The organism is Kitasatospora albolonga (genome assembly GCF_039535905.1).
Taxonomy (GTDB): Bacteria; Actinomycetota; Actinomycetes; order Streptomycetales; family Streptomycetaceae; genus Kitasatospora; species Kitasatospora albolonga.
The window spans coordinates 1-20,358 of sequence record NZ_BAAAYB010000079.1; the positions used below are offsets into that span (position 1 = coordinate 1).

The window sequence follows — 20,358 nt, forward strand, 5'->3', positions numbered from 1 at the left end:
GCGCGACGGGGATGCCGTAGTGAGGCGGCTTCAGCCTCGGATCCACGCGCGGCTCTCGCCTGTGCTGTGCTGGGCGTCGGTGTGTGTGGCGATTCGCCTCGCGTCAGGTGAGCAGCGGTCGAGTCTCGGCCCGGTCCGGGACCGGAGACGCCCCTCGGCGCGGCGCGCGCGAGCCAGCTGGTCAGGACCGCGGGTGGGACGGGTTCCGCGGTGAACGGCGTGCGATGTGTGTCGTGCCAGATCGCCTCGAACAGTGCGGCGGTGGCGGGCAGGGCGGCGGGTGAGCGGCGTCCAGTCGACGGAGGCCAGCAGGTCGCGGTCGGAGGAGTCGGGCAGCAGCCGCACCTGCGGCGCCCAGCCAGGTGCGGGCGGCGACGCGGAGGTTTGAGGACGGCGGCGCCGACGGAGATGTCAGGGCCTGGCCCGCCGGGTCGGTGACGGCAGCAAGCGCTCCCGCTGGGCGCGTACGTCGAGGGTCGAGGACTCGGGCCGCAGCCGAACCGCCAGGGGCTGCTGTTGTGGACGGACGGCGCGGCCACCGCGGCGGAGATCAGCTTCTCCAGGGTGGCGGCGTCCAGGGCCGGGTGTGGCGGGGGCGGACATGACGGCCTCTCAGCGTGCGCTCGGAGCCGGAACCGGGGCGCTGCTCCTGAGGAGCGTCTCCAGGCGGTGGCGGTACTCGTCGGTGTCGATCTCGCCCTTGGCGTAGCGTTCGGCGAGCAGCTGCTCCGGGTCCGGCGGGGCCGTGTGGTGGGCAGGCGCCGGGGTGCTGCTGCGGGTTGCGGTCGAGTCGGCGACCAGGGCGAGGGCCGACGACGATGATCAGCCCCAAGACGAGCACCATGCTGACGTCATCAGGCCGATTGCCCAGCCGTTCATGCGTGGTCGTTTCCAGTACCTCATGGCGGGCTCCGAAGGGGGTGGGACGGGAGCTGGTGCTCTCACACCCCACTGTCCGCCGGGTGCTGTTCCCGCAGCTTGGCGGTCGGCCTGATTCCCGGGCCGAGGGGTCATTGCGGGCGGCCCGGGTGCTGTTCGGGCTCGGCGTGGGCGGCCAGGACGGCGCTGGGAGACCGGCGCTCGACGCCCAGCTTGGCGAGCAGCCGGCAGGACGTGGTTCTTGACGGTCTTCTCGGCGAGTAGAGCTCTCTGCCGATCTCCCGGTTGGTCCTTCCCTTCCCCCACGAGGACGAGGATCTCGCGCTCACGGGGCGTCAACTGCTGCAGGGCTGTGGACGTCGGGTTCGCCCTCGTCGTGGTTCGCGCCGCAGGCTCTCCATGAGCTTAGCGAGTGGTAGCCGGGTCGAGCATCGACTGGCCGGAGCGACCGTCGCACCGCGCTGCACCAGGTCGGCGCCTTGACCCTGCTTGAGGACGTACCACAGGCGGCCCCCGCCATGATCGCGTCCAGCAGCGCGTCGTCGTCGCTTCGAAGGACGTGAGCATCCGGCACACCAGCCCTGGCACCGCGTCGCGCAGCTCATCGCAGACTGCTCACCGTCGCCGTCGGCAGCTGCACGTCCAGCACCGCACGGCCGGCCGCAGCGCGGGCACACCCGGGCCAGCGACCTGGCGCGCAGCTGTCGCCTCGCCCGACCACCTCGATGTCCGGCTCGGCCTCCAGCAGATCCGGGACCCGCGGCGGACCACCTCGTGGTCGTCCAGCAGGAGACCCGCACGGACGGTCGGACTCACGGGCTCGGTGACGTCCATCGCTGTACCTCCTGGACAGGGCTGGGATCCGCTGCCTCGATTCTGTGCGAGCACCGTGCCTCGCCGCAGCGGCACGCCGAGCCCGTGGGGAGGGCGGTGATGGGCAGCGGAGGGGGCGAGGAACATCGGTCACAACGCGGCGATCGCCATCGGCGGTACTTCGCTCTGGCGGGGCTGTGGGCGGACCCGCGTGCGGGGCGTCGATGACCCGGCCGTGGTGACCGGCGAGCCGCCGCAAAGGCGTCTCGGAGCGGAGAGACGAGCCTGATCTCGACGTCGACCACGGCCGGTACCGCGCGAACCAGCCGCTCCAGCACGGACTGCTCGGACGGGCCATGGCGACGACCGCATGGGTCGTCGCGTCACCGACGGTGTTGCTCTGACTGGTCATAGGCGTGCCCGGCCGACGGATTCTCGGCGGCGGTGGCCTGCTGGAGCAGCAGCCCGGCCAGCTGCCTGGCTTCCTCGGGCGTCAGCGGGGCCCAGAGGGTCGCCCGGTCGTACGGCTCGCAGGACACGTCCAGGAGGATCGGCCCGACCTGCGGGGGCAGGGACGCCCGGGGTGAGGCGGGAGACGGCGATGGTCCGGCCGCCACCGGTGCGCATCAGGCTCTGCTGGTGCGGGAGCAAGGTGCTGCGCATGACCGTCCTCCGTTTCGGCGGTTGCACTGTGTGACCAGCACACCTCGCTCCCGCGGCGGGGGCCAGGGCCGACGAGCACTGCCCGGGTGGGCCGGTCGGCCCCATCGCACTGGCCTGCTCGGAGCGTGAACCGGGTCGGCCGCCCCCTGCAGCTGGTCGTGGGGGAGAACGATCGTGGGGACAGCGGGACTCCCGCGCACCGCGTCGAGGCCGTGACGGAGAAGGTGAGCGCAATGTCTCGGATCAGGATCACTGCCCGGCCCTCCACTCGGCCCCGACCGCGTCCGCCGCTGGACCTGCGGACCCCGTCGGGCCGTCCACTGCCGTACTGAACACACTCCGGGAGCAGCCATGCGCCGCGTGATCTGGTTCGCCGAGGAGCTGGCGCGCCTGCACGACGGCGCGCCGCTCCCGGAGGTGGGAGCCGCGGTCCGTGCCGCGGTGTTGTCCACCGCGCTGCCACCCGGTCTGGAGCACGAGCTGGCCGGAGCTTACGAGGAGCTGGCGCGCCGTGCCGGTCGGACGGATCCGGACGTGGCGGTGCGCTCCAGCGCGACGGCCGAGGACCTTCCCGAGGCCAGCTTCGCCGGGCAGCAGGAGACCTATCTCAACGTCCGGGGCCGTGCGGCCCTTCTCGACGCGTGCCGGCGCTGCTTCGCCTCGCTGTTCACCGACCGGGCGATCGACTACCGGGAGCGCCTGGGCTTCGACCACCTCGCGGTGGCGCTGTCGGTCGGGGTGCAGTTGATGGTCCGCTCCGACCTGGGCGGTGCCGGGGTGATGTTCACCCTCGACCCGGAGAGCGGCTTCCGCGAGGTGGTCGTGGTGAGTGCGGCGTGGGGGCTGGGCGAGACGGTGGTCAGCGGGCAGGTCGATCCGGACGAGCACGTGGTGTTCAGACCGGCCCTGAACGACCCTGCGCTGAACCCCGTGCTGGAGACCTCGGTCGGCGCCAAGCGGACAAAGGCCGTGTACGCCGACGGCGGCCTCACCCGGTCGGTGGACACGTCGCCGCGCGAGCGGGCCGGGCGGGTGCTGGACGACGGCGAGGTCCGCAGACTCGCCGAGTGGGCGGTGGCGGTGGAGCGGCACTACGGGTGCCCGATGGACCTGGAGTGGGCCAAGGACGGCCGCACCGGAGAGCTGTTCGTCGTCCAGGCACGGCCGGAGACCGTGCAGTCCCGCCGACGCGGCACGGTACTGCGCCGCTACCGGCTGACCGGCACGGGCGATCGGCTGGTGGACGGGATCGCGGTCGGCGAGGCCGTGGGAGCCGGACCGGTGTGCCCTCTGGACAGCCCGGTGGAGCTGGAGCGTTTCCCGGCCGGCGCGGTGCTGGTCACGGAGATCACCGACCCGGACTGGGAACCGCTGATGAAACGCGCCGCCGCGATCGTCACCGACCACGGCGGGCGCACCTCGCACGCGGCGATCGTCAGCCGTGAGCTCGGCGTACCCGCACTGGTGGGCACCGGCCGGGCCACCTCGGTACTGACGGACGGTCAGGAGGTGACGGTCTCCTGCGCGGAAGGCGCCGAAGGCCATGTCTACGCAGGGCGCGTCGACTTCGAGGAGACGGAGACCGACCTCGGCTCGCTGCCGGCCACCCGTACCAAGGTGATGCTCAACCTGGCCGACCCGGCCGCAGCCTTCCGCTGGTGGCAGCTGCCCGCCGACGGCGTCGGGCTGGCCCGGATGGAGTTCATGGTGGCCCACCAGGTCCGGGTGCACCCGATGGCACTGGTGCACCCGGAGCGGCTCACGGCCGAGGACCGCCGCCGGGTCGACTCGCTCTCGGACGGGTACGGCGACCGCACCGAGTACTTCGTGGACCGCCTCGCCCAGGGCATCGCCAGGATCGCCGCGTCGCGCTGGCCCGACCCGGTGGTGGTGCGCACCAGCGACTTCAAGACCAACGAGTACGCCAGGCTCATCGGTGGGCAGCCGTTCGAGCCGGTCGAGGCCAACCCGATGATCGGCTGGCGGGGTGCCAGCCGGTACTACGACGAGCGCTACCGGGAGGGCTTCGCGTTGGAGTGCCGGGCGCTGCGCCGGGTCCGGGACGGGACGGGGCTGACCAACGTCGTGGTGATGATCCCGTTCTGCCGCACCCCGCAGGAGGCCGACCGGGTCCTCGCGGTGATGGCCGGCAACGGGCTGACCCGTGGTCAGAACGGTCTGCGGGTGTACGTGATGGCCGAGATCCCCGCCAACATCCTGCTCGCCGAGCAGTTCGCCGAGCGCTTCGACGGCTTCTCCATCGGCAGCAACGACCTCACCCAGCTCACCCTCGGCGTCGACCGCGACTCCGACCTGCTCGCCCACCTCTTCGACGAACGCAACCCGGCCGTCACCCGCAGCATCGAGACCCTGATCGCCACCGCGCACGCGGCCGGCCGCACCGTCGGCCTCTGCGGCCAACGCCCCAGCAACGACCCCGGCTTCACCGCCTTCCTGGTCGAGGCCGGCATCGACTCGGTCTCCGTGACCCCCGACAGCTTCGCCGCTGTCAAGCAGCACGTGGCCGCCGCGGAGTCCGCAGCGGCCTGAACGTGGCGGCCCCCTGAGACCCGGGCCGCGCCGGGACAGTGGGCCGCCGTCGAGATCGGGTTACGGCGTGTTCAGGGTGCGCAGCTCCTCCCCGATCTCGTGAGCCCAGCGCCGGATGTGCTCCGGGCTGCGGAAGTCACCGCCCCTGCCGTGCTTGACCAGGCTGTGGGCGAGCCGGCCGGGGGTTTCGGTCGTGATGCTGCCACCGAACGTGGTGTGCCCCCGCGCGTGCAGGTGCCGCATCTCCCTGGCCGCGGCCGGCACCGGCGGGATGTCGTGCTGCTCGGCCGAGCTGTCGACCGGGCCGCTGCTGAACAGCCAGACCGGACGGCCCGTCAGCGCCTCGGCGTTGCGGTGGGCGCAGTGCAGGGCGTCACGGTGCCAGTGGCCCGCGTAGAGCGAGCTGCCGAGGATCACCGCGTCGAACTCCGAGACGTCCCGCACCTCTGCGGCGGGGACGACGGCCGTCTCGAAGCCGTCCTGGCTCAGCGCCCGGCCGATCTCGTCCGCGATGCCGGCGGTGGCGCCGTGCTTGCTGCCGTACGCCACCAGGATCTTCTGCCTGTCCATGACGGGGCTCCTCATCCGTGCCGATCCGTTCCTGTCGTCACTGCTCGACACCCGCCGAGAGCGCCTCGTCCCGCTGCCCGGTCCGGTCGGTCACGGAGACCACGCCGTCCACCGCACGGCAGAGCCGCAGCACGATCGGCAGCAGGTAGGGCGGGGTGATGGCACCGCTGAGCACGACCCGGCCCTGTGCGACCTCGACCCCGACGGCCGCGGGGCTGACGCCCTCGGTCAGGCCGAGGACCTCTTCCACGATCTCCCGGCGGATCGCCTGGTCGTCCCGCAGGAAGACGCGCAGCACGTCGCTGCGGCTGACCACGCCCACCAGCCGGCCGTTCTCGTCCACCACCGGTAGGCGTTTGACCCGGTGACGCCCCATCAGCCGGGCGGCGGCCACCACGCTGGCGTCGGGGGTGGTGCACACGGCGGGGCTGGTCATCAGCTCCTGGGCGGTGACCGCACCGCCGCTCGGGAGTTCGGGTGCCGGAAGCAGGCCGCTGGGGTCCTCCTGAGCGGCCTGGACGCGCATCAGGTCGGCTTCCGAGACGACTCCGACGGGATGCCCGTCGTCGGCCACGACCGGGACGGCGGTGATGTCGAACTCGCGCAGCAGGGCCACGATCTCGTGGAAGCCGGTCTGCGGCGCGATCCGGACGACCTCACCGGTCATCATCTCGCCGACGGTGCGGTGCCTCATCGCGGATCCTCCTGCCAGGCCGTCAGATCGAGGATCTCCGCCACCGGCCGGCGGGGAGAGGGCGTCCCGGGATGGCCGTAGCCGATCCGGATCACCAGCTGCACGTGGCCCGGGCCCTCGGCCGGATCGCGCAGCAGTCCGCGGGTGTCGGACCACTCGACCGCCTGGTGCAGGACGCTCGCCCGCACACCGCGGGCCGTCGCCAGCAGCCAGACCCGCTCCAGCGCCTGACCGGCGCGCAGCCAGTCCGCCGGCAGGTCGCCGCGGGTGGTGAGGGTGCACACCTGGGGCAGGGCCTCGAAGCGCTCGGACGGCATCGTCCGGGGATTTCCCGTGAAGCTCCGTACGGGCACCCGGACTTCGTGGTCCAGCGGGCCGAGCGCGGCGGCCGGGATGCCGTCGGTGGCGGGCTCCTCCAGGCGCAGCCAGCTCCGGGTCTCGGCGTGGCGGGCCACATCGGCGGCGATCCGCTCCTCGGCGTCGGCGGTGAGTGCCAGCACCCGGCGCACGCCCGCCTCCTCCAGCGAGGAGAGCACCACGCCCTCGGCGCCGGCGGCCGCGATCAGCTCCCCGATCACGGCCTCCGGCACGTCGCGGTTGGCGAACGGCCGACGGCTGGAGTGGCGCTGTCCGATCGCCGCGTACAGCTCGGCCTCATCCGGCGCGCCCGCCGGCCGCGAGAGGTCGAGCACTGCCGCCAGCTCCGGGGCCGCCGGATCCGGCAGCAGCCGCACCCGTGCCTCCCGGCCCAGACGGCCCGCAGCCAGGCGCAGGTTGAGCAGCGCCGCGCCCACCGAGAGGTACCGGGCCCGGCCGTCCGGGTCCGTGACGGGCACGGCGCGCGAAGGGTCGGTGTACACCTGGAGGCCGCGCGCGTCGGCAGTCGGGCGGAAGCGCCAGGGCTGGCTGTTGTGGAGCGAGGGCGCGGCTCCGCCTGCGGCGGCCAGCAGCCGGAACTCCGTGAGGGTCAGCGACGGCTCGGTCATGGCGGACATCTCCTTGCCCCCTTGCGGGCATCACGCTGGCGCGATCTGCCTTCAGGGTGCGCCTCGCGCGGACAGCAGCCGAGGGGCCCAAGGTCCGCTTCGAAGGGCCGTCCGGCCCTGGCGTGACATGCCGTCTCGCGGCCCACCCCGGTCGGGGTCGCTGCGCCCTGCCGACAACGCACCGCTGGTAGCGGCGGTGTGACATCCGCCGGCACACGCCGACCGATCGTGCTCGGCAGCGAGGCCCTCGCCGGGCGAGCGGATCTCGCCGGCGCCCAGGTGCTGTCGGGGGGAACCGGCCTTCCCGCTCAAGCCGCTGCTGTGGGGACGAGACCCCTGGGCACCCCATGCTCCCGCCGGTCCAGGGGCATACGGCAGGGGCGGACCGGACCGGCGACCAGGGCCGGTCGGCCCCTGGCCCGCCCCCACCGCACGGTGCACGGTGGAAATGACCATCCAGTCTGACGGAGCACTCGGCAGCAGGAGGACATCATGCAAGGACAGGTCGTCGTCGGATTCGACGGATCACCCGAGAGCGCGGCCGCCGTCGACTGGGCGGCCAGGGAGGCCCTGCGCCGCAGGCTGCCCCTGGAACTGGTCCAGGCCTGGCCGTGGTCGGAGAACCATGAACTCGGCGGCGAGAACGCCGTGCGGTGGGCCAGGCGACGGCTCAGCCGGGAGCAGCTCGAACTCCAGGGCCGGCTCACCGGCCTGGAAGTGTCCGGCGTGCACGTGCCGGACGAGCCGGCGGCCGCCTTGGAAGCAGCCGCCAAGCAGGCCGCGTTGCTGGTCCTCGGCTCGCGCGCGCTCAGTACGGTCCACGGCTTCCTGGTGGGCTCGGTGAGTCAGGACGTCCTCGGCCGGGCCGCCTGTCCGGTGGTGCTGGTCCGGGCCGGTGCCACCGATGCCGGCGAACACCAGCCGGATGCGGAGGGCCGGCCGTCCACCGGCACCCCGTTCCGGGACGTCGTCCTCGGCCTTGACCTGCACCACCCCTACGACGCGGTGCTCACCTTCGGCTTCGAGGCCGCCCAGCTCCGCTCGGCGCCGCTGCGGGTGGTGCACGTCTGGGGGCCTCCGGTCGGCACCTCCCTGGCGAACGGCGTGATCGCGGGGATGGGGGACCTGCCGGAGGCGGCGGAGACCCAAGCCCTCACGGAGGCGCTGCGGCCGTGGCAGGACAAGTACCCCCAGGTCGAGGTCATCCCCCGGACGATCATGGGCAGCGCCGGCTACACACTGCTGGAGACGGCCTCGCAGGCCGGCCTCCTGGTCGTCGGCAGGCGTACCCGGCACGCACCGCTGGGCCCGCGCCTGGGCCCGGTCGCCCACGCCGCGGTCCACCACGCGTCCTGCCCTGTCGCAGTTGTCCCCAGCGACTGAGCGACGACCGAGGACCATGCTCGGCGAAGGCTGCGCCGCCGTCCGGAGCGACCCCGGTCGAGCCCGCCCGCAGACGAAGGGACAGGTTCCGACATGACCACGCACACCGGTCCGGCCCGCACCGAACGGTGGACACTCCGCCTCGACCTCTTCGAGGAGGGTGACGTCACCAAGGTGCACGCCGTCCTCGACACCGGCGACGACACCCTGGAGAGCCGCACCACCGCCCGGCGCGGTCCGAACGACGCACCCGTACCGGAGATCGGCGCCGAGTTCGCCGCCGGACGCGCCCTGGTCGACCTCGTGCGGATGTGGGAGGTTCGCGATGCTCAGAACATCAGGTCGTAGCCGCCGTCCGAGTTGGCACTGAAGTTGGCGTTGCCGGTGGAGTCGGAGAAGCGGAGCGTGCCACCGATGACGGAGCCGGTGAACTGCTTGAGCGTGACCCCCTCGTGCGCGACGGACGCGAGCACGGCGATGGCGATCTCCGAACCCTCGTCGAACTTGAGCTGGAGCGTGCAGTAGACGGAATCGGCGTCCGAGCCGACGGTCATCTTCGTGCAGAGACCGTACGCGGTACCGGCGTCGCTGCCCCGGGCGGCCTTGAAGGTGGCCTTGGTGGCGTAGGGGACGCCGACCTCCGGAATGGCGCCGCCCGCCAGGGGCGTTGCCACGCTGTCGATGACGAGGTCGGGGATGACGGCCACCCTGACCGAACGGTGGGTGTCCACCCGGTCCTCACCGGTCGCCAGCGCCGGCACGCCCATCGCGGCGGTCGCCCCGATCACCAGCGCGGCGACGGCGACGGGGAAGGGCTGCTTGAAGAACAGGGGACGTCGCACGGGTTGCTCCAGGATCGTCACGGAATCGGCCTGATGGCCGATCCATCCGAGCACGCCGTTCGCGAACGGACCGGTTACCGTGCGGAGAGCGACACCGAGCTCCACTCCAATGGGCGACGCGCAGGCCGCTACCCGGACCGCATCGTCGGTCAGGGCGGAAGGGATGAGGCGGGCGGACGAGCTGACGGGCCGTCCGAGGCCCTGGGCAGTGGACGGACTCGGGCTTCCGGCGGGTACGGGTCGCGCTGCTGATGGGCAGCCACTGAGCCGCTGGCACTCAGCGGTCACCCTGTGCCGGGCCGCAGAACGACGGACTCCAGGTCCGCCGCCGATCCGGCGCCGGCGACGGTCTCCCCGTCCGCGCCCCGGTCATCGGTGATGGTGATGACGTGGCCGAATCCGGCCCGGTGCCCGGCGGTTGCCGCTTCCTGGCTGTCCGTCAGCAGGACCGCCCGCCCGGCTGTGGCGTGCAGCAGCTTCGACGCCAGCTGATGGAGGGCGGGATCCGGCGGGCCGCTGAGGTGGTGGCGCTCGGCGTCGGTGGCATCGACGATGTACTCGACCAGGTGCACCAGCCCGGCACTGCGCAGCAGGATCTCGACGAAACGCCGGTCGGCCTGGGAGGCCAGCAGGCTCAGTAGTTCGTCGCCGGACGGGCCGAGATGCCACTCGGCCAGGTCGGTCCGGTAGCCGTGGGCGTGGAGCAGCGGTGTCCGGGCGCGGGGGCCGGGCGGAGGGAGTCACCGGCGCCCACCACCGTCCGGTGCGTCGTCGTCCCAGGAGAGGCGGTCGACCAGGCCGGCCAGGCCCTCGATCCGGGCCACTTGGAGGCAGAGGGCGGCGGCGTCGTTGCGCGAGCGGGTGTGTCCGCTGAGGATGACGTGGCCGCGCTCGCACCTGACGCTCAGGCTGTGCGGAGCGACCCCGGAGCCGGGGGTGAGCACCGCGGCAAGGACCTCTGCCCGGAGTGCCTCGTCGTCGGCGTGCAGGGACTCCAGCAGGTCGCGCGGGGAGAGGAGGCCGGACAGCCGGCCGTGCTCGTCCACCACCGGCAGGTGGTGGAGCGCGTGGGAGAGTGCGGTGCGAAGGGCCACCAGGACGGTGGAGTCCTGCGGCACGGTCACGGCGGGAGTGGTCATCAGGTCACGGGCCGTCAGCTCCGCAGGGCCGTCGGTGCGGTCGTAGGAGGTGAGCAGGTCGGAGGCGGCGATCACGCCGACCGGCTCGTTGTCGGAGGTGACCACCGGCAGGATGCCCCGGTGCGAGGCGATGATCGCGGCGAGCACGGTGGTGAAGTCGGTGTCGGGGGTGACCGCGACAGCAGGGCGGGTCATCCAGTCGGCCACCCGTGCCTCGCCCGGGGGGTGAGCTCCGTGCTGCCCGGTCGGGGTTCCGTCGAGGATGCTGTGGTTCATCGCTCCTCCTCCGTCGGAGTGGCGGGCGGGCGTCGCAGTTGCCGTAGGTAGGGGTCGAAGCCGGCCGCGGGCCGGAGCCGGACGCGCGCGTCCACGCAGGCCAGGCCGTCGGGCGAGGCGATCAACGGGTTGAGGTCGGCCTCGGCCACCTCGGGGAGGTCGGTGGCCATCCGGGAGAGTCCGGCAAGTGTCCGGCCGACCGCCGTCAGGTCGACGCCGGGGAAGCCGGGGCGGCCCAGCAGCAGCGGGGCGGAGCGTAGTTCGGTGACCATCGTGGTGAGGTCGGCCTCGGTGAGCGGGGCGAGCCGGGCCACCCGGTCGTCGAGGACCTCGGTGGCGGTACCGCCCAGGCCCAGGACCACCAGCGGGCCGAACACCCGGTCCTGCACCACTCCGGCGAGCAGTTCGAGGCCGGGGGCGGCCATCGGCTGCACCAGCACCCCGGCGAGCCGGTCGCCGAAGCGCTCGGCGAACTCGCGGTAGGCGGTGCGCACTTCACTCTCGTCGGCCAGGCCGGTGCGGACGGCGCCGCTCACGCTCTTGTGGACCAGGCCGGGCACGTGCGCCTTGAGTACGACCTTTCCCTCGTGGCCCGCGCCGCGCAGTGACCGGGCGGCCGCCATGGTGCCGGCTTCGTCGGAGGCCAGCACCGAGGGGGTGAGCGGCAGCCGGTAGCAGGACAGGAGTCGGGCGGTGCGGGCCGGGTCGAGCCAGCCGCCGTCCGGCTCGGCCGCGAGGAAGTCCGCGACCAATTGACGGGCCGCGTCCGGGTCGCAGTCGGCGGCCCGCGCCTCGACCCCGGGCGGCTCGGCCAGCCACCGGGCCCGGTCGAGGGCGTGGGCGAGAGCCCGGGCGGCGGCCGTCGGATCGGCGTAGGACGGGAGCTGCCCGCCGTCCGCGCAGGGACGGCAGCGGGTGGGGATCTCCTGGCTGAGCATGACGGCTGTCACCGGGACGCGCCGCCGGGCCGGGCCGTCCAGCAGGGTCCGCAGCAGGTCCTGGTCCGCCCCGGGCGTGAGAGCGGTCGGCACCAGGCACACCAGCAGGGCGTCCACGGCCTGACTGCGGGTCAACAGCTCGACGCACGCCAGGAGTTCGGCGGGGCCGATGGCGGCGGTGGTGTCCACCGGGTTGGCGGTGCCGGCGGCCGGTGGCAGCAGGGCGGCCAGCTCGGCGGTGACGTCGTCCGGGAGCGGGGGCACGCTGAGTCCCGCTTCGACGCAGGCGTCGGCGGCCAGGATGCCGATGCCGCCCGCGTTGGAGACGACGGCGACCGCCCCGCGTGGCCCGGGCAGCGGCTGGGAGTGCAACAGGGCTGCGGTGTCGACCAGTTCGGAGATGCCGCGGGTGGCGGTGACGCCGGCCTGCCGGAACAGTGCCTCGCGCGTGACGGTCGGGGTGGCGGCGGCCGCCGTGTGCGAGGCGGCGCCGCGCCGCCCGGCCGCCGAGCGGCCGGCGTCCACGGTGAGGACGGGAATCGTCCGGGTGACGCGGCGGGCGGTGCGGGCGAAGGCGCGGGGGTTGCCGAAGGACTCCAGGTGCAGCAGTGCCAGGTCGGTGCGCTGGTCGTCCTCCCACCACTGCAGCAGGTCGTTGCCGCTGACGTCGTACTTGTCGCCGAGCGAGACGAAGCTGGAGACCCCGATCCCGAGCCAGGCCAGCCGCTCCAGCAGGGCGATGCCCACACCACCCGACTGCGCGGCGACCCCGGCGCTGCCGGGCACCGGGAACGCGCCGCCGAACTCGGCGTCGAGCCGCACCGCGGGGTCGGTCTGGGCGATGCCCAGGCTGTTGGGGCCGACCAGCCGCATCGAGTGCCGGCGGCAGCTGTGCAGCAGTCGCCGGGCCTGTGTGGCGTCCAGTCCGGAGGCGAGCACCACCAGTGCCCGTACACCGGCGCGCCCGCAGTCCTCGGCCACGCCCGGCACCGCCTCGGGCGGTACGGCCAGCACGGCGAGGTCGGGGGTCTGCGGCAGGGCGGTGACGGAGGGGTACGCGGGCTCGCCCGCGACCTCCTCGGCGCGCGGGTTGACCGCCCAGACCGGGCCGGTGAAGCCGCTCTGACGGATCTTCAGCAGGACCGTGCGGCCGACCGAGCCGGGCCGGCGCGAGGCGCCGAGGACGGCGACCGAGCGGGGGGCGCAACAGTGCGGTCAGGCTGGCCACGTCCGCGGCCCGGCCGCGCTCGTCGACGGCCGTGCGGTAGTGCTCGTCGCTCTCGTCGAGTGGGAAGCTGACCTTGATCTCGCCCTCTTCGGCGTGCCGGTGGACGGGCAGGCCGAGATCGGAGAGGACGCGGTGGACGGCCAGGTTGCCCGCCATCGTGTCGGCCTCGATCGTGCGGATGCCGGATGCCCGGGCCGCGTGCAGCAGGTGCTCGATCAGCAGGGTGGCGACCCCTTGGTGCTGCCAGGTGTCGGCGACGGCCACGGCGAGCTCGGCCCGGCCGGTGTCGACGCTCTCGTAGTCGGCCTCGCCGGCCAGTTCGCCGTCCACCCAGGCCCCCAGGGCCAGGAAGCCGGGCCGGGGCGGACCGCACAGCCGGTCGGTGGCGAGTCGGGGGGCGTTGCGGCTGGCGCCGAAGAACCGCATCCGGCGGCTGGCCTCGGACATCCGTACGGAGTGCAGGTCCAGCACGGCGTCGTGGTCGCTCGGGCCGAGCGGACGGATGACCGCGGTCCTGCCGTCGGCCAGCAGTGCCTCGGTGGTGGCGGGCGGGTACGGGGCGGTGGACATCGCCTGTTCCTCTCGTCGGCTTGCGCGGCCTCGTCTCCACCGTGGGTCCGATCCGGTTTCCGCGACAGGGCCCACCGGCTGCGCGGCCGGGGCCGACCGGCCCTCCCGTCGGCACGGCCCGGGCCGCACGATGAAGGTGATCAAGGGCGTGGGGAGGCTGGGACGCCGCTATCGGGGGCAGGCAACCGGAGGCGGAGATGTCCATGAGCACGGCGGACGGAGAGCGGGCCGGGGCCCGGCCGGTGCACCCCGGCGACCTCGGCCGCAGAGCCGCGCACAGGCGCGAGCAGCTCGGGCTGAGCCGGGAGCGGGTGGCGGAGCGGGCCGGCATGGAGGTGAACCACCTCGACTACCTGGAGACGAGCCCGGCCGCGATCGAGGTCGAAGCCCTCACGAGGCTCGCGGGAGCGCTCGAGACCTCGGTCGGTCACCTGCTCGGTAGTGCTGCCGCGCCGCCTGGTTCGGCTCGGCGGGGTGCCGAGCCCGTACTGGAGGAGCTGGCGGCCTGGGAGTGCTGGGCCAAGATCTCGCCGCGGGGGGTCGGCAGACTCGCTCTGACCACGCCGGACGGCCCGCTGGCACTGCCGGTCAACTACCGCGTCCTGGACGGCACTCTGCTCTACCGCACGGCGGCCGGCAGCGTCCTGGCCCGGGCAGCGGGCAGCCGGGTCGCCTTCGAGGTGGACCGGCTGGACGAGGCGCTACTCCAGGGCTGGAGCGTGCTGCTGACCGGCAGGGCGGAGCAGGTGACCGAACCGGAGGCCCTGGGGTGGCTCGCCCTGCACGCCGACCCGCGCCCCTGGCCGGCCGGGAGCCGGGAGACGTGGCTGCGGATCAAACCGAACACGATCACCGGCCGCCGCATCCGCGCCCGAGGCCTGCCGAACAGCTGAGTGCGGCGCGGGACAGCACACCGAGGAGCACCCGATGGACGTACCGATCGTCGTGGGATTCGACGGATCGCCCGAGAGCGTGGCAGCGGCCGACTGGGCCGTCCGGGAGGGGCTGCGCCGGCAGCGGCCGGTGGAGCTGGTCCAGGTCTGGCCGTGGCACGGCGACCATGTGCTGGGCAGCGACGACGCGGTCCGGTGGGCCAGGCGGCGGCTGGCCGCCGAGGCGGCCGGGTTGCGCGGCCGGATCGCCGGGGTCGACGTGACGGACAGGCACGTCCAGGGCGATCCGGTCACCGTCCTGGCGGTGGCGGGCCAGGGTGCCGCGATGCTGGTTCTCGGCTCGCGGGCGCTCGGCGCGCTGCGGGGCTTCCTGACCGGCTCGGTGGGCAGGCAGGTCCTCGGCCGGGCCGACTGCCCCGTGGTCCTGGTCCGGGCGGACGACAGCTCGCCGTCCGGTGGGAGCGGACTTCCGGCCGCCCGGGACTTGCGGGAGGTCGTGGTCGGACTGAGGGTGCGTCACCCTTCCGAGCGGACGATGGAGTTCGCGTGCGAGGCCGCCGCAGCACGGTCCGCCCCGCTGCGGGTGGTCCACGTCTGGAGCCCGCCGAGCGGCAGCGACTACCTCGCGTTCGCCGCCATCGGAAACTCGGAAAGGGAACTCGCAGAGGCCGAGCAGCACCTGGTCGAGGACGCCCTGCAACCGTGGCACCGCCGCTACCCCCAGCTCGCGATCACGGGGGAGGCACGGCTGGGCACGGTGGCACTCACCCTGCTGGACGCCGCCTCCGGTGCGGACCTGCTGGTGATCGGCCGCCACAGCCGGCGGGTGCCCGTCGGGACCCACCTCGGTTCGGTGGCCCAGGCCGCCGTCCACCACGCGCCCTGCCCGGTCGCGGTCGTCCCGGACGGCTGACGGACCGACAGGCCCGGCACGGCAACGGCCGGGCCGCACACCAGAGAGGTGAGCGACCATGCACGCAGTGATCGTCTACGAGAGCATGTACGGCAACACCCGCCGGATCGCCGAGGCCGTGGCCGAGGGGGTCCACGAGGCGGTGCCGGACGCCGACGTCCGGTGCCTGGAGGTCTCCGAGGCGAGCCCCGAGGTGACCCGCGCCGCGGACCTGCTGGTCGTCGGCGGGCCCACCCACATGCGAGGCCTCTCCTCGGGCCTCAGCCGCAGGCTGGCCACGAGCCCCGGGGCTCGGAAGGACCACGACCCGCAGTCGCCGTCGGGCAGCCGCCCCACCCGGGAGGCCGCGACCGCCGGCCTGCGCAGCTGGTTCCACGCGCTGCCCGAGGCCGGCCCCGACTCCCGTGCCGCCGCCTTCGACACCAGAGGCGAAGCCCGGGGCAGCGGCGGCGCGGCCGGCGGGATCGCCCGCCGCCTGGCACGCCACCGCTTCGACCTGGTGGCCGAACCCGAGGGGTTCGTGGTCCACGGCTCCGTCGGCCCGTTGCGCGACGGCGAACTGGACCGGGCCAGGGACTGGGGCCGCCACCTGGTCTGACGCAGCAGCTTCGCCCCGCCCGTCGCAGCGGGGAGGCAGCACTCACCCCGGGACCGCCGGAACCACCGGTCCCCCCCGGAGGTGAGGAGAGTGTGACGGGACGTATGGACGGGAGATCCGCAGTCGTGACCGGTGGAGCGCGGGGCATCGGCGCGGCCATCGCGCGGGAGTTCGCCGCCGACCGGTGTCGCCCGGTACCGGAGGCTGACCAGCCGTCACTGGGCCGCCGTGGGACAGGGAACGGACCGGGACGGCCTGCTCCGGCTGGAGGTGGCCACCGCCGGTTCGGGGCTCCGCCTGACGCTGGCCGCCCGCACACGGGTCCACCGGTCGGGCGCCCCCGTTCCGGTGGTCCGGACCGAGGAATTCCGGGACGGCTGGGCCGCGCAGGCACACCTCCTCGGCACGGGGGCCACGGGCGCGGTCATCTCCAGCTTCTCCGTGCCTCGGTTCGCCGGACAGGGCCGGGAGGGCGGCGGCCCCGGGGGCCGGCCGGCCCTGGGCCTCACTCGAATGACCTTGGACGGTTTGCCCGGCCCGTGCGCCCGGCCGGACGATGACGTGACTCCTTCCACGCCGATCGGGACCCCCGGGCCGCCCGTTTCGGTAGATCGGCGGTTCGCGTGCGTCAGGAACAGATCGCCACCCCGTCCGGCGAACCCCACGAAGCAGCCTTCCGACCCGCTCGGGGGCCGGCCCGGCGCGCCGAGTACGCGGCGTTCGTCCTGTTCCCCCTGGTCGCTGCCGCGGTGGCGGTCCTCGTTCTGCTCGACTTCCACGGAGGGGCGGCGCAGGAGGGACAGCGGATCGCCCTGTGCGCCGCGGCCGCCTTCTTCAACGTGTTCGTCCTGCTCTACCACCTGACGCATCCTCCGCACCCCAAGTTCCTGATGCTCCGTCGGCGCAGGCTGGCCATCCGCACCCACGCGGTCGGCGGCGTGGTGGAGCTGGTCGCGGGCGTCACCGCCTACTTCGTCGCCGACCCCACGGTGCCGGCCGTCGTGATGGCGCTCGCGGGTCTCGTCCTGCACGTCCCCACGGCCGCCTACCAGATCACCGTGGTCTTCGGCGCCAAGGCGGTGATGGTGCCGGGGTACGTGTTCGTCGTCGTGCTGCACGCGTTCTGCGCGGTGCACCTGCTCGCCGAACCGCGCTCGACCTTCTGGCTGGTCAACACCTTCCTGGTGCTCAACATCTACGTCTGGTGCCGGGTGTTCATCGGGCTCTTCAACTTCCTCGGCCTGTTCCAGGAGTCCGCGTACTCCGTCGCGATCATGTTCTCCGGCCTCCTGATGATCCCGGCGGTGGTCGGATTCGCGGGCAACCTGCTGCTCGTCGTCTTCGTGTTCGCGCACGTCCTCCTGTACCGGGCGGTCGTGAAGCCGTCCCCGGCCGAGTTCGCCGAGTACGTGAGCGAGAAGGGGCGGGAGACCCTCATCGACCAGCGGGTCCGCCAGGCCTGGGCCTCGATCGCCGCCGACGAGGCGCAGGCGGACGACGGCGACGGCGCGGCGCGGCGACGGGCACGAGCGCTCTTCGACGCCCTCGACACCGACCGCAGCGGATCGCTCACCCTGGACGAGATCGACGCGCTGACGAGCCGGTGGCCCGGTCCGTTCCTGGCCGCCTTCGTCGAGCGCTACGGTGCGGCGGGAGAGGTCTCCTTCGAGGTGTTCTACCGGCACCTGTACCGTGCCCACGGCATGGACGGGGGGTCCGGAGACAGGCGGGCGAAGCCCGACCTCTCGTCAGAACGGGCCGCCCGCCGGGTGTTCGACCGCCTCGACCTCGACGGGAGCGGCTCCGTCGATGCCTTCGAGCTGCGCCTGCTCCTGCTCGGATGGGGGCTGCCGGACGGTGAGGTCGACCGCTACCTGCGGCTGTACGGCGACGGCGACGGGTGCATCTCGTTCGAGGAGTTCCACACCGGGATGCGCCCGATCTGGCAGTTCGGCGCCCACATCCTCGCGAAGGAGGCGCGGAACCGGCCGACCGCAGTAGAAGGGCAGGGGTCCCGGCTCTCCCCGATCGAGTGATCGGCGCCCACGGGTGTACCCGGGCGACGCCTCGTGGGCGGTGGACCGTTCTGACGGGAAGACCGGCGTGGCCCTGGCGGCCCACGCCCGTGAAACGGTCGGCAGGTCCAGCCGCTCCCCGCTCAGCGTGCCGCCGCCGATCGCGGCCTGGCCCAGGGGCGCTGCTCGTCGACGGCCGCCCCGACACCATGCCGCACCAGCGGATCGTCCACGTCGACAGGCCGGAAGCGCTCGCCGACGTGCGGCTGCGCGAGGTCGCCCCCGACCGGCTCGCCGAGGCTCCTGCTGGACGACTCGACGTCGCCCTTCGGATGAGCCGCCGGTCATCCGCTGCCCGTTCGCGCGAACCTCCTCCTCAGCGGGCCAGGTCGCGGCGGGCGAGCAGGGCGAACGCCGCGCCGATCCCGACCGCGCCGATCAGGCACAGCAGGGCGAGCGAGGCCCACGGGACGGCGCCGTCGGCGAGTGCGTCGCCCGGGGTGTAGTAGTGGAACGGACTGGCGTAGCGCAACGGTGAGGCCGGGGACCAGGCGAGGGCGACGAAGTTGAGGGCGAAGCCGATCGCGCCGAAGGCGATGACGGTGCCGATCACCTGGGCCCTGCCCCGGGCGACGGCCGAGACGGCCAGGGCCGGGCCGGTCATGCAGAGGGAGAAGCCGAAACCCAGCAGCCCGGCCACGAACACCCCGGTGACCGGCACCTCCCGGTGCAGGTCCGGTGAGAGGGCCACCCCGGCCGCCACCGTCAGGGTGGCCGCCAGGTTCAGCACCAGGGTGACCAGCAGCAGCGCGGCCGTCCGTTCGCCCAGCAGCCGGGCCCGGGAGACCGGACGGACCATCAGCAGTTCCAGGGTGCCCGACTCCACGTCGGCCGCCACCGCCGGCGGCGGCCAGCGAGCCGATCGCGGTGAGCTGCATGGCGATCCAGAACGGGTGGACCAGCCCGGCACCGAGCAGTCCGGGGTAGCTGGCGATCGAGACCTCGCCGGCCGAGCCGCTGAACGCCTTGAACGCGCCCGGCGGGGTCTTGCCACCCCCGGCGAAGAGCTGCATCGGGGAGAGGGTGCCGGTGATCACCACGATCAGCGCCTCGAACAGCACCATGCCCAGCACCAGGGCGACCAGCATCCGACGGCGCCGGTGCAGCGCCAGCCACAGCAGCGGTAGGCGCGTTCTCATGACCCCTCCTCGGGCGTGGTCGGCTCGCGGTAGAGGTCGAGGAAGGCCTCGTCCAGCCCGGCCTCCTCGACCGTCAGGTCGGCCACCGGCAGGGCCAGCAGGCCGCGCAGCGCGTCCGGTACCTCCGACGGTGGCACCAGCAGCTCGACCCGGTCCCCCTGCCAGTCGGGCTGCCAGCGGTCGGCCGCGCCGAGCGGCCGCGCGCCCAGCCCGTCGGCGAAGAGCAGCCGGACCCGGCGGGCCCGGGCTTCGCGCAGTTCGGCGACGCCGCGCACCGTGACGAGCCGGCCCGCCCGGACGATCGCCACCCGTCCGCAGGCCCGTTGGACCTCCGGCAGGACGTGGCTGGAGAGCAGGACGGTGCGCCCGGCGGCCCGGGCCTCGGCGAGCAGCTCGAAGAAGGTCTCCTGGACCAGTGGGTCCAGGCCCTCGGTCGGCTCGTCCAGCACCACCAGTTCGGGGTCGTGCTGGAACGCCTGGACCAGGCCGATCTTCTGCTTCGTGCCCCGGGAGTACTCCCGCACCGCCCGTGCCAGCACCGTCCCGGAGAGCCCGAGCCGTTCGCACAGCTCCGCCCTCCTGGGCGTCGGCGCGCGCTGCAGGTCGGCCAGCAGGTCGAGGGTCTGACGGCCGGTCAGCTCGGGGTAGAGCCGGAGCTCACCGGGCAGGTAGCCGAGGGAGGGAGCCAGCCGGCGGTGGTCGGCGACCGGGTCGAGGCCGAGCGCCCGTACCCGGCCCCCGGAGGGCCGCAGCAGCCCGGTCAGGCAGCGCAGCACGGTGGTCTTGCCGGCCCCGTTCGGGCCGAGCAGTCCGAACACCTCACCGGTCGCGACCGTGACGTCGAGGTGCTCGATGCCCACCGTGCGGCCGTAGTGCTTGGTCAGCGCCCCGAGTTCGATCGCGGGAGCCGGGCCTGTCATCGGGCACCTCCTGGTGGGTCGCGGATCCCGGCACGGCGGTGGCGTCGTGCTGACGGGATACCCGTCCGGGCAGCACCCACTCTGCTTCCGGCCTCGCCGCCCGGGCGAGAGCCGCCCGGCCCACCGGACAGGGCCACTCGGCACTGGCCCGGAACGTGACCGACCGGCTGTGCTGGGGCACGGGGGAGCTCGCCGCACGACCGAGGAGCCCGACCCGAACCTCTACGCGGACCGGCTGCGCCACCGACGCCGACTCGTGGCCCCGCGCGCCGAGATGGGAGACGAATCA

19 protein-coding genes and 1 pseudogene are annotated in these 20,358 nt (G+C 73.6%); 8 read left to right on the forward strand and 12 right to left on the reverse strand.

The features are described 5' to 3' along the window. Positions 1-612 precede the first annotated feature (612 nt). Both ABD946_RS18965 and ABD946_RS18975 read right to left on the reverse strand, forming a co-directional pair. Complete coding sequence (locus tag ABD946_RS18965) at positions 613-801, reverse strand: SHOCT domain-containing protein (protein ID WP_345285157.1); 189 nt, start codon at positions 799-801, stop codon at positions 613-615. Between the two features lie 1,274 nt (positions 802-2,075). Beyond that, complete coding sequence (locus ABD946_RS18975) at positions 2,076-2,231, reverse strand: hypothetical protein (protein WP_345285102.1); 156 nt, start codon at positions 2,229-2,231, stop codon at positions 2,076-2,078. Positions 2,232-2,706: 475 nt separating this feature from the next. Here ABD946_RS18975 and ppsA point away from each other — a divergent pair, with 475 nt between their 5' ends. After that, positions 2,707-4,905: a phosphoenolpyruvate synthase gene (gene ppsA, locus ABD946_RS18980; protein ID WP_345285104.1), complete on the forward strand. Its 2,199-nt coding sequence runs from the start codon at positions 2,707-2,709 to the stop codon at positions 4,903-4,905. 60 nt (positions 4,906-4,965) lie between these two features. On the opposite strand, the gene ABD946_RS18985 is transcribed toward ppsA, so the two are convergent. The 3 genes from ABD946_RS18985 to ABD946_RS18995 are packed head-to-tail and all read right to left on the reverse strand — an operon-like array spanning position 4,966 to position 7,155. Continuing rightward, positions 4,966-5,475 carry a flavodoxin domain-containing protein gene (locus ABD946_RS18985; protein WP_345285106.1) on the reverse strand — a complete coding sequence of 170 codons (510 nt, stop codon included), beginning with the start codon at positions 5,473-5,475 and terminating at the stop codon, positions 4,966-4,968. A 37-nt stretch (positions 5,476-5,512) separates the two neighbouring features. Next, positions 5,513-6,169, reverse strand: a complete 657-nt coding sequence (locus tag ABD946_RS18990) for a CBS domain-containing protein (RefSeq protein ID WP_345285108.1) — start codon at positions 6,167-6,169, stop codon at positions 5,513-5,515. Beyond that, positions 6,166-7,155, reverse strand: a complete 990-nt coding sequence (locus ABD946_RS18995; RefSeq protein WP_345285111.1) for an Acg family FMN-binding oxidoreductase — start codon at positions 7,153-7,155, stop codon at positions 6,166-6,168. Before ABD946_RS18995 ends, ABD946_RS18990 begins: the two co-directional genes overlap by 4 nt. Before the next feature lie 492 nt (positions 7,156-7,647). Here ABD946_RS18995 and ABD946_RS19000 point away from each other — a divergent pair, with 492 nt between their 5' ends. Together ABD946_RS19000 and ABD946_RS19005 are read left to right on the forward strand one after the other, a co-directional pair. Then, on the forward strand, positions 7,648-8,538 hold the full coding sequence (locus ABD946_RS19000) for a universal stress protein (protein WP_345285113.1): 891 nt from the start codon (positions 7,648-7,650) through the stop codon (positions 8,536-8,538). A gap of 93 nt (positions 8,539-8,631) precedes the next feature. After that, the gene (locus ABD946_RS19005; RefSeq protein ID WP_345285115.1) at positions 8,632-8,886 is read left to right on the forward strand and encodes a dsRBD fold-containing protein; all 255 of its coding nucleotides are present in this window, start codon (positions 8,632-8,634) and stop codon (positions 8,884-8,886) included. Here ABD946_RS19005 and ABD946_RS19010 read toward each other — a convergent pair. The 5 genes and pseudogenes from ABD946_RS19010 to ABD946_RS19030 form a co-directional block, all read right to left on the reverse strand. Then, a complete protein-coding gene (locus tag ABD946_RS19010; RefSeq protein WP_345285116.1) occupies positions 8,868-9,380 on the reverse strand; it encodes a hypothetical protein in 513 nt (170 codons plus the stop codon). The genes ABD946_RS19005 and ABD946_RS19010 overlap by 19 nt on opposite strands. Before the next feature lie 284 nt (positions 9,381-9,664). Then, on the reverse strand, positions 9,665-9,952 hold the full coding sequence (locus tag ABD946_RS19015; protein ID WP_345285118.1) for an HAD family hydrolase: 288 nt from the start codon (positions 9,950-9,952) through the stop codon (positions 9,665-9,667). A gap of 168 nt (positions 9,953-10,120) precedes the next feature. After that, positions 10,121-10,795 (reverse strand): CBS domain-containing protein, encoded by a 675-nt coding sequence (locus ABD946_RS19020; RefSeq protein WP_345285120.1) that lies wholly within the window; start codon positions 10,793-10,795, stop codon positions 10,121-10,123. After that, positions 10,792-12,873 carry an acetate--CoA ligase family protein gene (locus ABD946_RS19025; protein WP_345285159.1) on the reverse strand — a complete coding sequence of 694 codons (2,082 nt, stop codon included), beginning with the start codon at positions 12,871-12,873 and terminating at the stop codon, positions 10,792-10,794. The genes ABD946_RS19020 and ABD946_RS19025 overlap by 4 nt, the downstream gene beginning before the upstream one ends. A 259-nt stretch (positions 12,874-13,132) precedes the next feature. Next, positions 13,133-13,531, reverse strand: a pseudogene (locus ABD946_RS19030) (GNAT family N-acetyltransferase); the annotation flags it as partial. Positions 13,532-13,734: 203 nt separating this feature from the next. On the opposite strand from ABD946_RS19030, the gene ABD946_RS19035 reads away from it, so the two are divergent. The 4 genes from ABD946_RS19035 to ABD946_RS19050 all read left to right on the forward strand — a co-directional run bounded on the left by ABD946_RS19035 (position 13,735) and on the right by ABD946_RS19050 (position 17,971). Then, the gene (locus ABD946_RS19035) at positions 13,735-14,424 is read left to right on the forward strand and encodes a pyridoxamine 5'-phosphate oxidase family protein (protein ID WP_345285122.1); all 690 of its coding nucleotides are present in this window, start codon (positions 13,735-13,737) and stop codon (positions 14,422-14,424) included. Positions 14,425-14,458: 34 nt separating this feature from the next. Further along, entirely contained in the window at positions 14,459-15,337 is an 879-nt protein-coding gene (locus ABD946_RS19040; RefSeq protein WP_345285124.1) for a universal stress protein, read from the forward strand. Positions 15,338-15,395: 58 nt separating this feature from the next. Next, positions 15,396-15,935: a flavodoxin domain-containing protein gene (locus ABD946_RS19045; protein WP_345285126.1), complete on the forward strand. Its 540-nt coding sequence runs from the start codon at positions 15,396-15,398 to the stop codon at positions 15,933-15,935. Positions 15,936-16,558: 623 nt separating this feature from the next. After that, a complete protein-coding gene (locus tag ABD946_RS19050; RefSeq protein WP_345285128.1) occupies positions 16,559-17,971 on the forward strand; it encodes an EF-hand domain-containing protein in 1,413 nt (470 codons plus the stop codon). A 355-nt stretch (positions 17,972-18,326) separates the two neighbouring features. On the opposite strand, the gene ABD946_RS19055 is transcribed toward ABD946_RS19050, so the two are convergent. Beyond that, a complete protein-coding gene (locus ABD946_RS19055) occupies positions 18,327-18,836 on the reverse strand; it encodes an ABC transporter permease subunit (protein ID WP_345285129.1) in 510 nt (169 codons plus the stop codon). Between ABD946_RS19055 and ABD946_RS19060 the strand changes: the two genes are divergently transcribed. Then, positions 18,823-19,137 carry a hypothetical protein gene (locus ABD946_RS19060; RefSeq protein WP_345285130.1) on the forward strand — a complete coding sequence of 105 codons (315 nt, stop codon included), beginning with the start codon at positions 18,823-18,825 and terminating at the stop codon, positions 19,135-19,137. The genes ABD946_RS19055 and ABD946_RS19060 overlap by 14 nt on opposite strands. Before the next feature lie 8 nt (positions 19,138-19,145). Here the strand turns inward: ABD946_RS19060 and ABD946_RS19065 are convergent, their stop codons facing one another. After that, entirely contained in the window at positions 19,146-20,069 is a 924-nt protein-coding gene (locus ABD946_RS19065) for an ABC transporter ATP-binding protein (protein ID WP_345285131.1), read from the reverse strand. Between the last annotated feature and the right edge of the window lie 289 nt (positions 20,070-20,358).

Excerpts from the sequence above, each read along its gene's own strand:
- ABD946_RS19000 (WP_345285113.1), top strand. The coding sequence starts at position 7,648 with ATGCAAGGACAGGTCGTCGTCGGATTCGACGGATCACCCGAGAGCGCG.
- ABD946_RS19035 (WP_345285122.1), top strand. The coding sequence starts at position 13,735 with ATGAGCACGGCGGACGGAGAGCGGGCCGGGGCCCGGCCGGTGCACCCC.
- ABD946_RS19040 (WP_345285124.1), top strand. The coding sequence starts at position 14,459 with ATGGACGTACCGATCGTCGTGGGATTCGACGGATCGCCCGAGAGCGTG.
- ppsA (WP_345285104.1), top strand. The coding sequence starts at position 2,707 with ATGCGCCGCGTGATCTGGTTCGCCGAGGAGCTGGCGCGCCTGCACGAC.
- ABD946_RS19065 (WP_345285131.1), bottom strand. The coding sequence starts at position 20,069 with ATGACAGGCCCGGCTCCCGCGATCGAACTCGGGGCGCTGACCAAGCAC.
- ABD946_RS19020 (WP_345285120.1), bottom strand. The coding sequence starts at position 10,795 with ATGAACCACAGCATCCTCGACGGAACCCCGACCGGGCAGCACGGAGCT.
- ABD946_RS18985 (WP_345285106.1), bottom strand. The coding sequence starts at position 5,475 with ATGGACAGGCAGAAGATCCTGGTGGCGTACGGCAGCAAGCACGGCGCC.
- ABD946_RS19005 (WP_345285115.1), top strand. The coding sequence starts at position 8,632 with ATGACCACGCACACCGGTCCGGCCCGCACCGAACGGTGGACACTCCGC.
- ABD946_RS18995 (WP_345285111.1), bottom strand. The coding sequence starts at position 7,155 with ATGACCGAGCCGTCGCTGACCCTCACGGAGTTCCGGCTGCTGGCCGCC.
- ABD946_RS18990 (WP_345285108.1), bottom strand. The coding sequence starts at position 6,169 with ATGAGGCACCGCACCGTCGGCGAGATGATGACCGGTGAGGTCGTCCGG.
- ABD946_RS19045 (WP_345285126.1), top strand. The coding sequence starts at position 15,396 with ATGCACGCAGTGATCGTCTACGAGAGCATGTACGGCAACACCCGCCGG.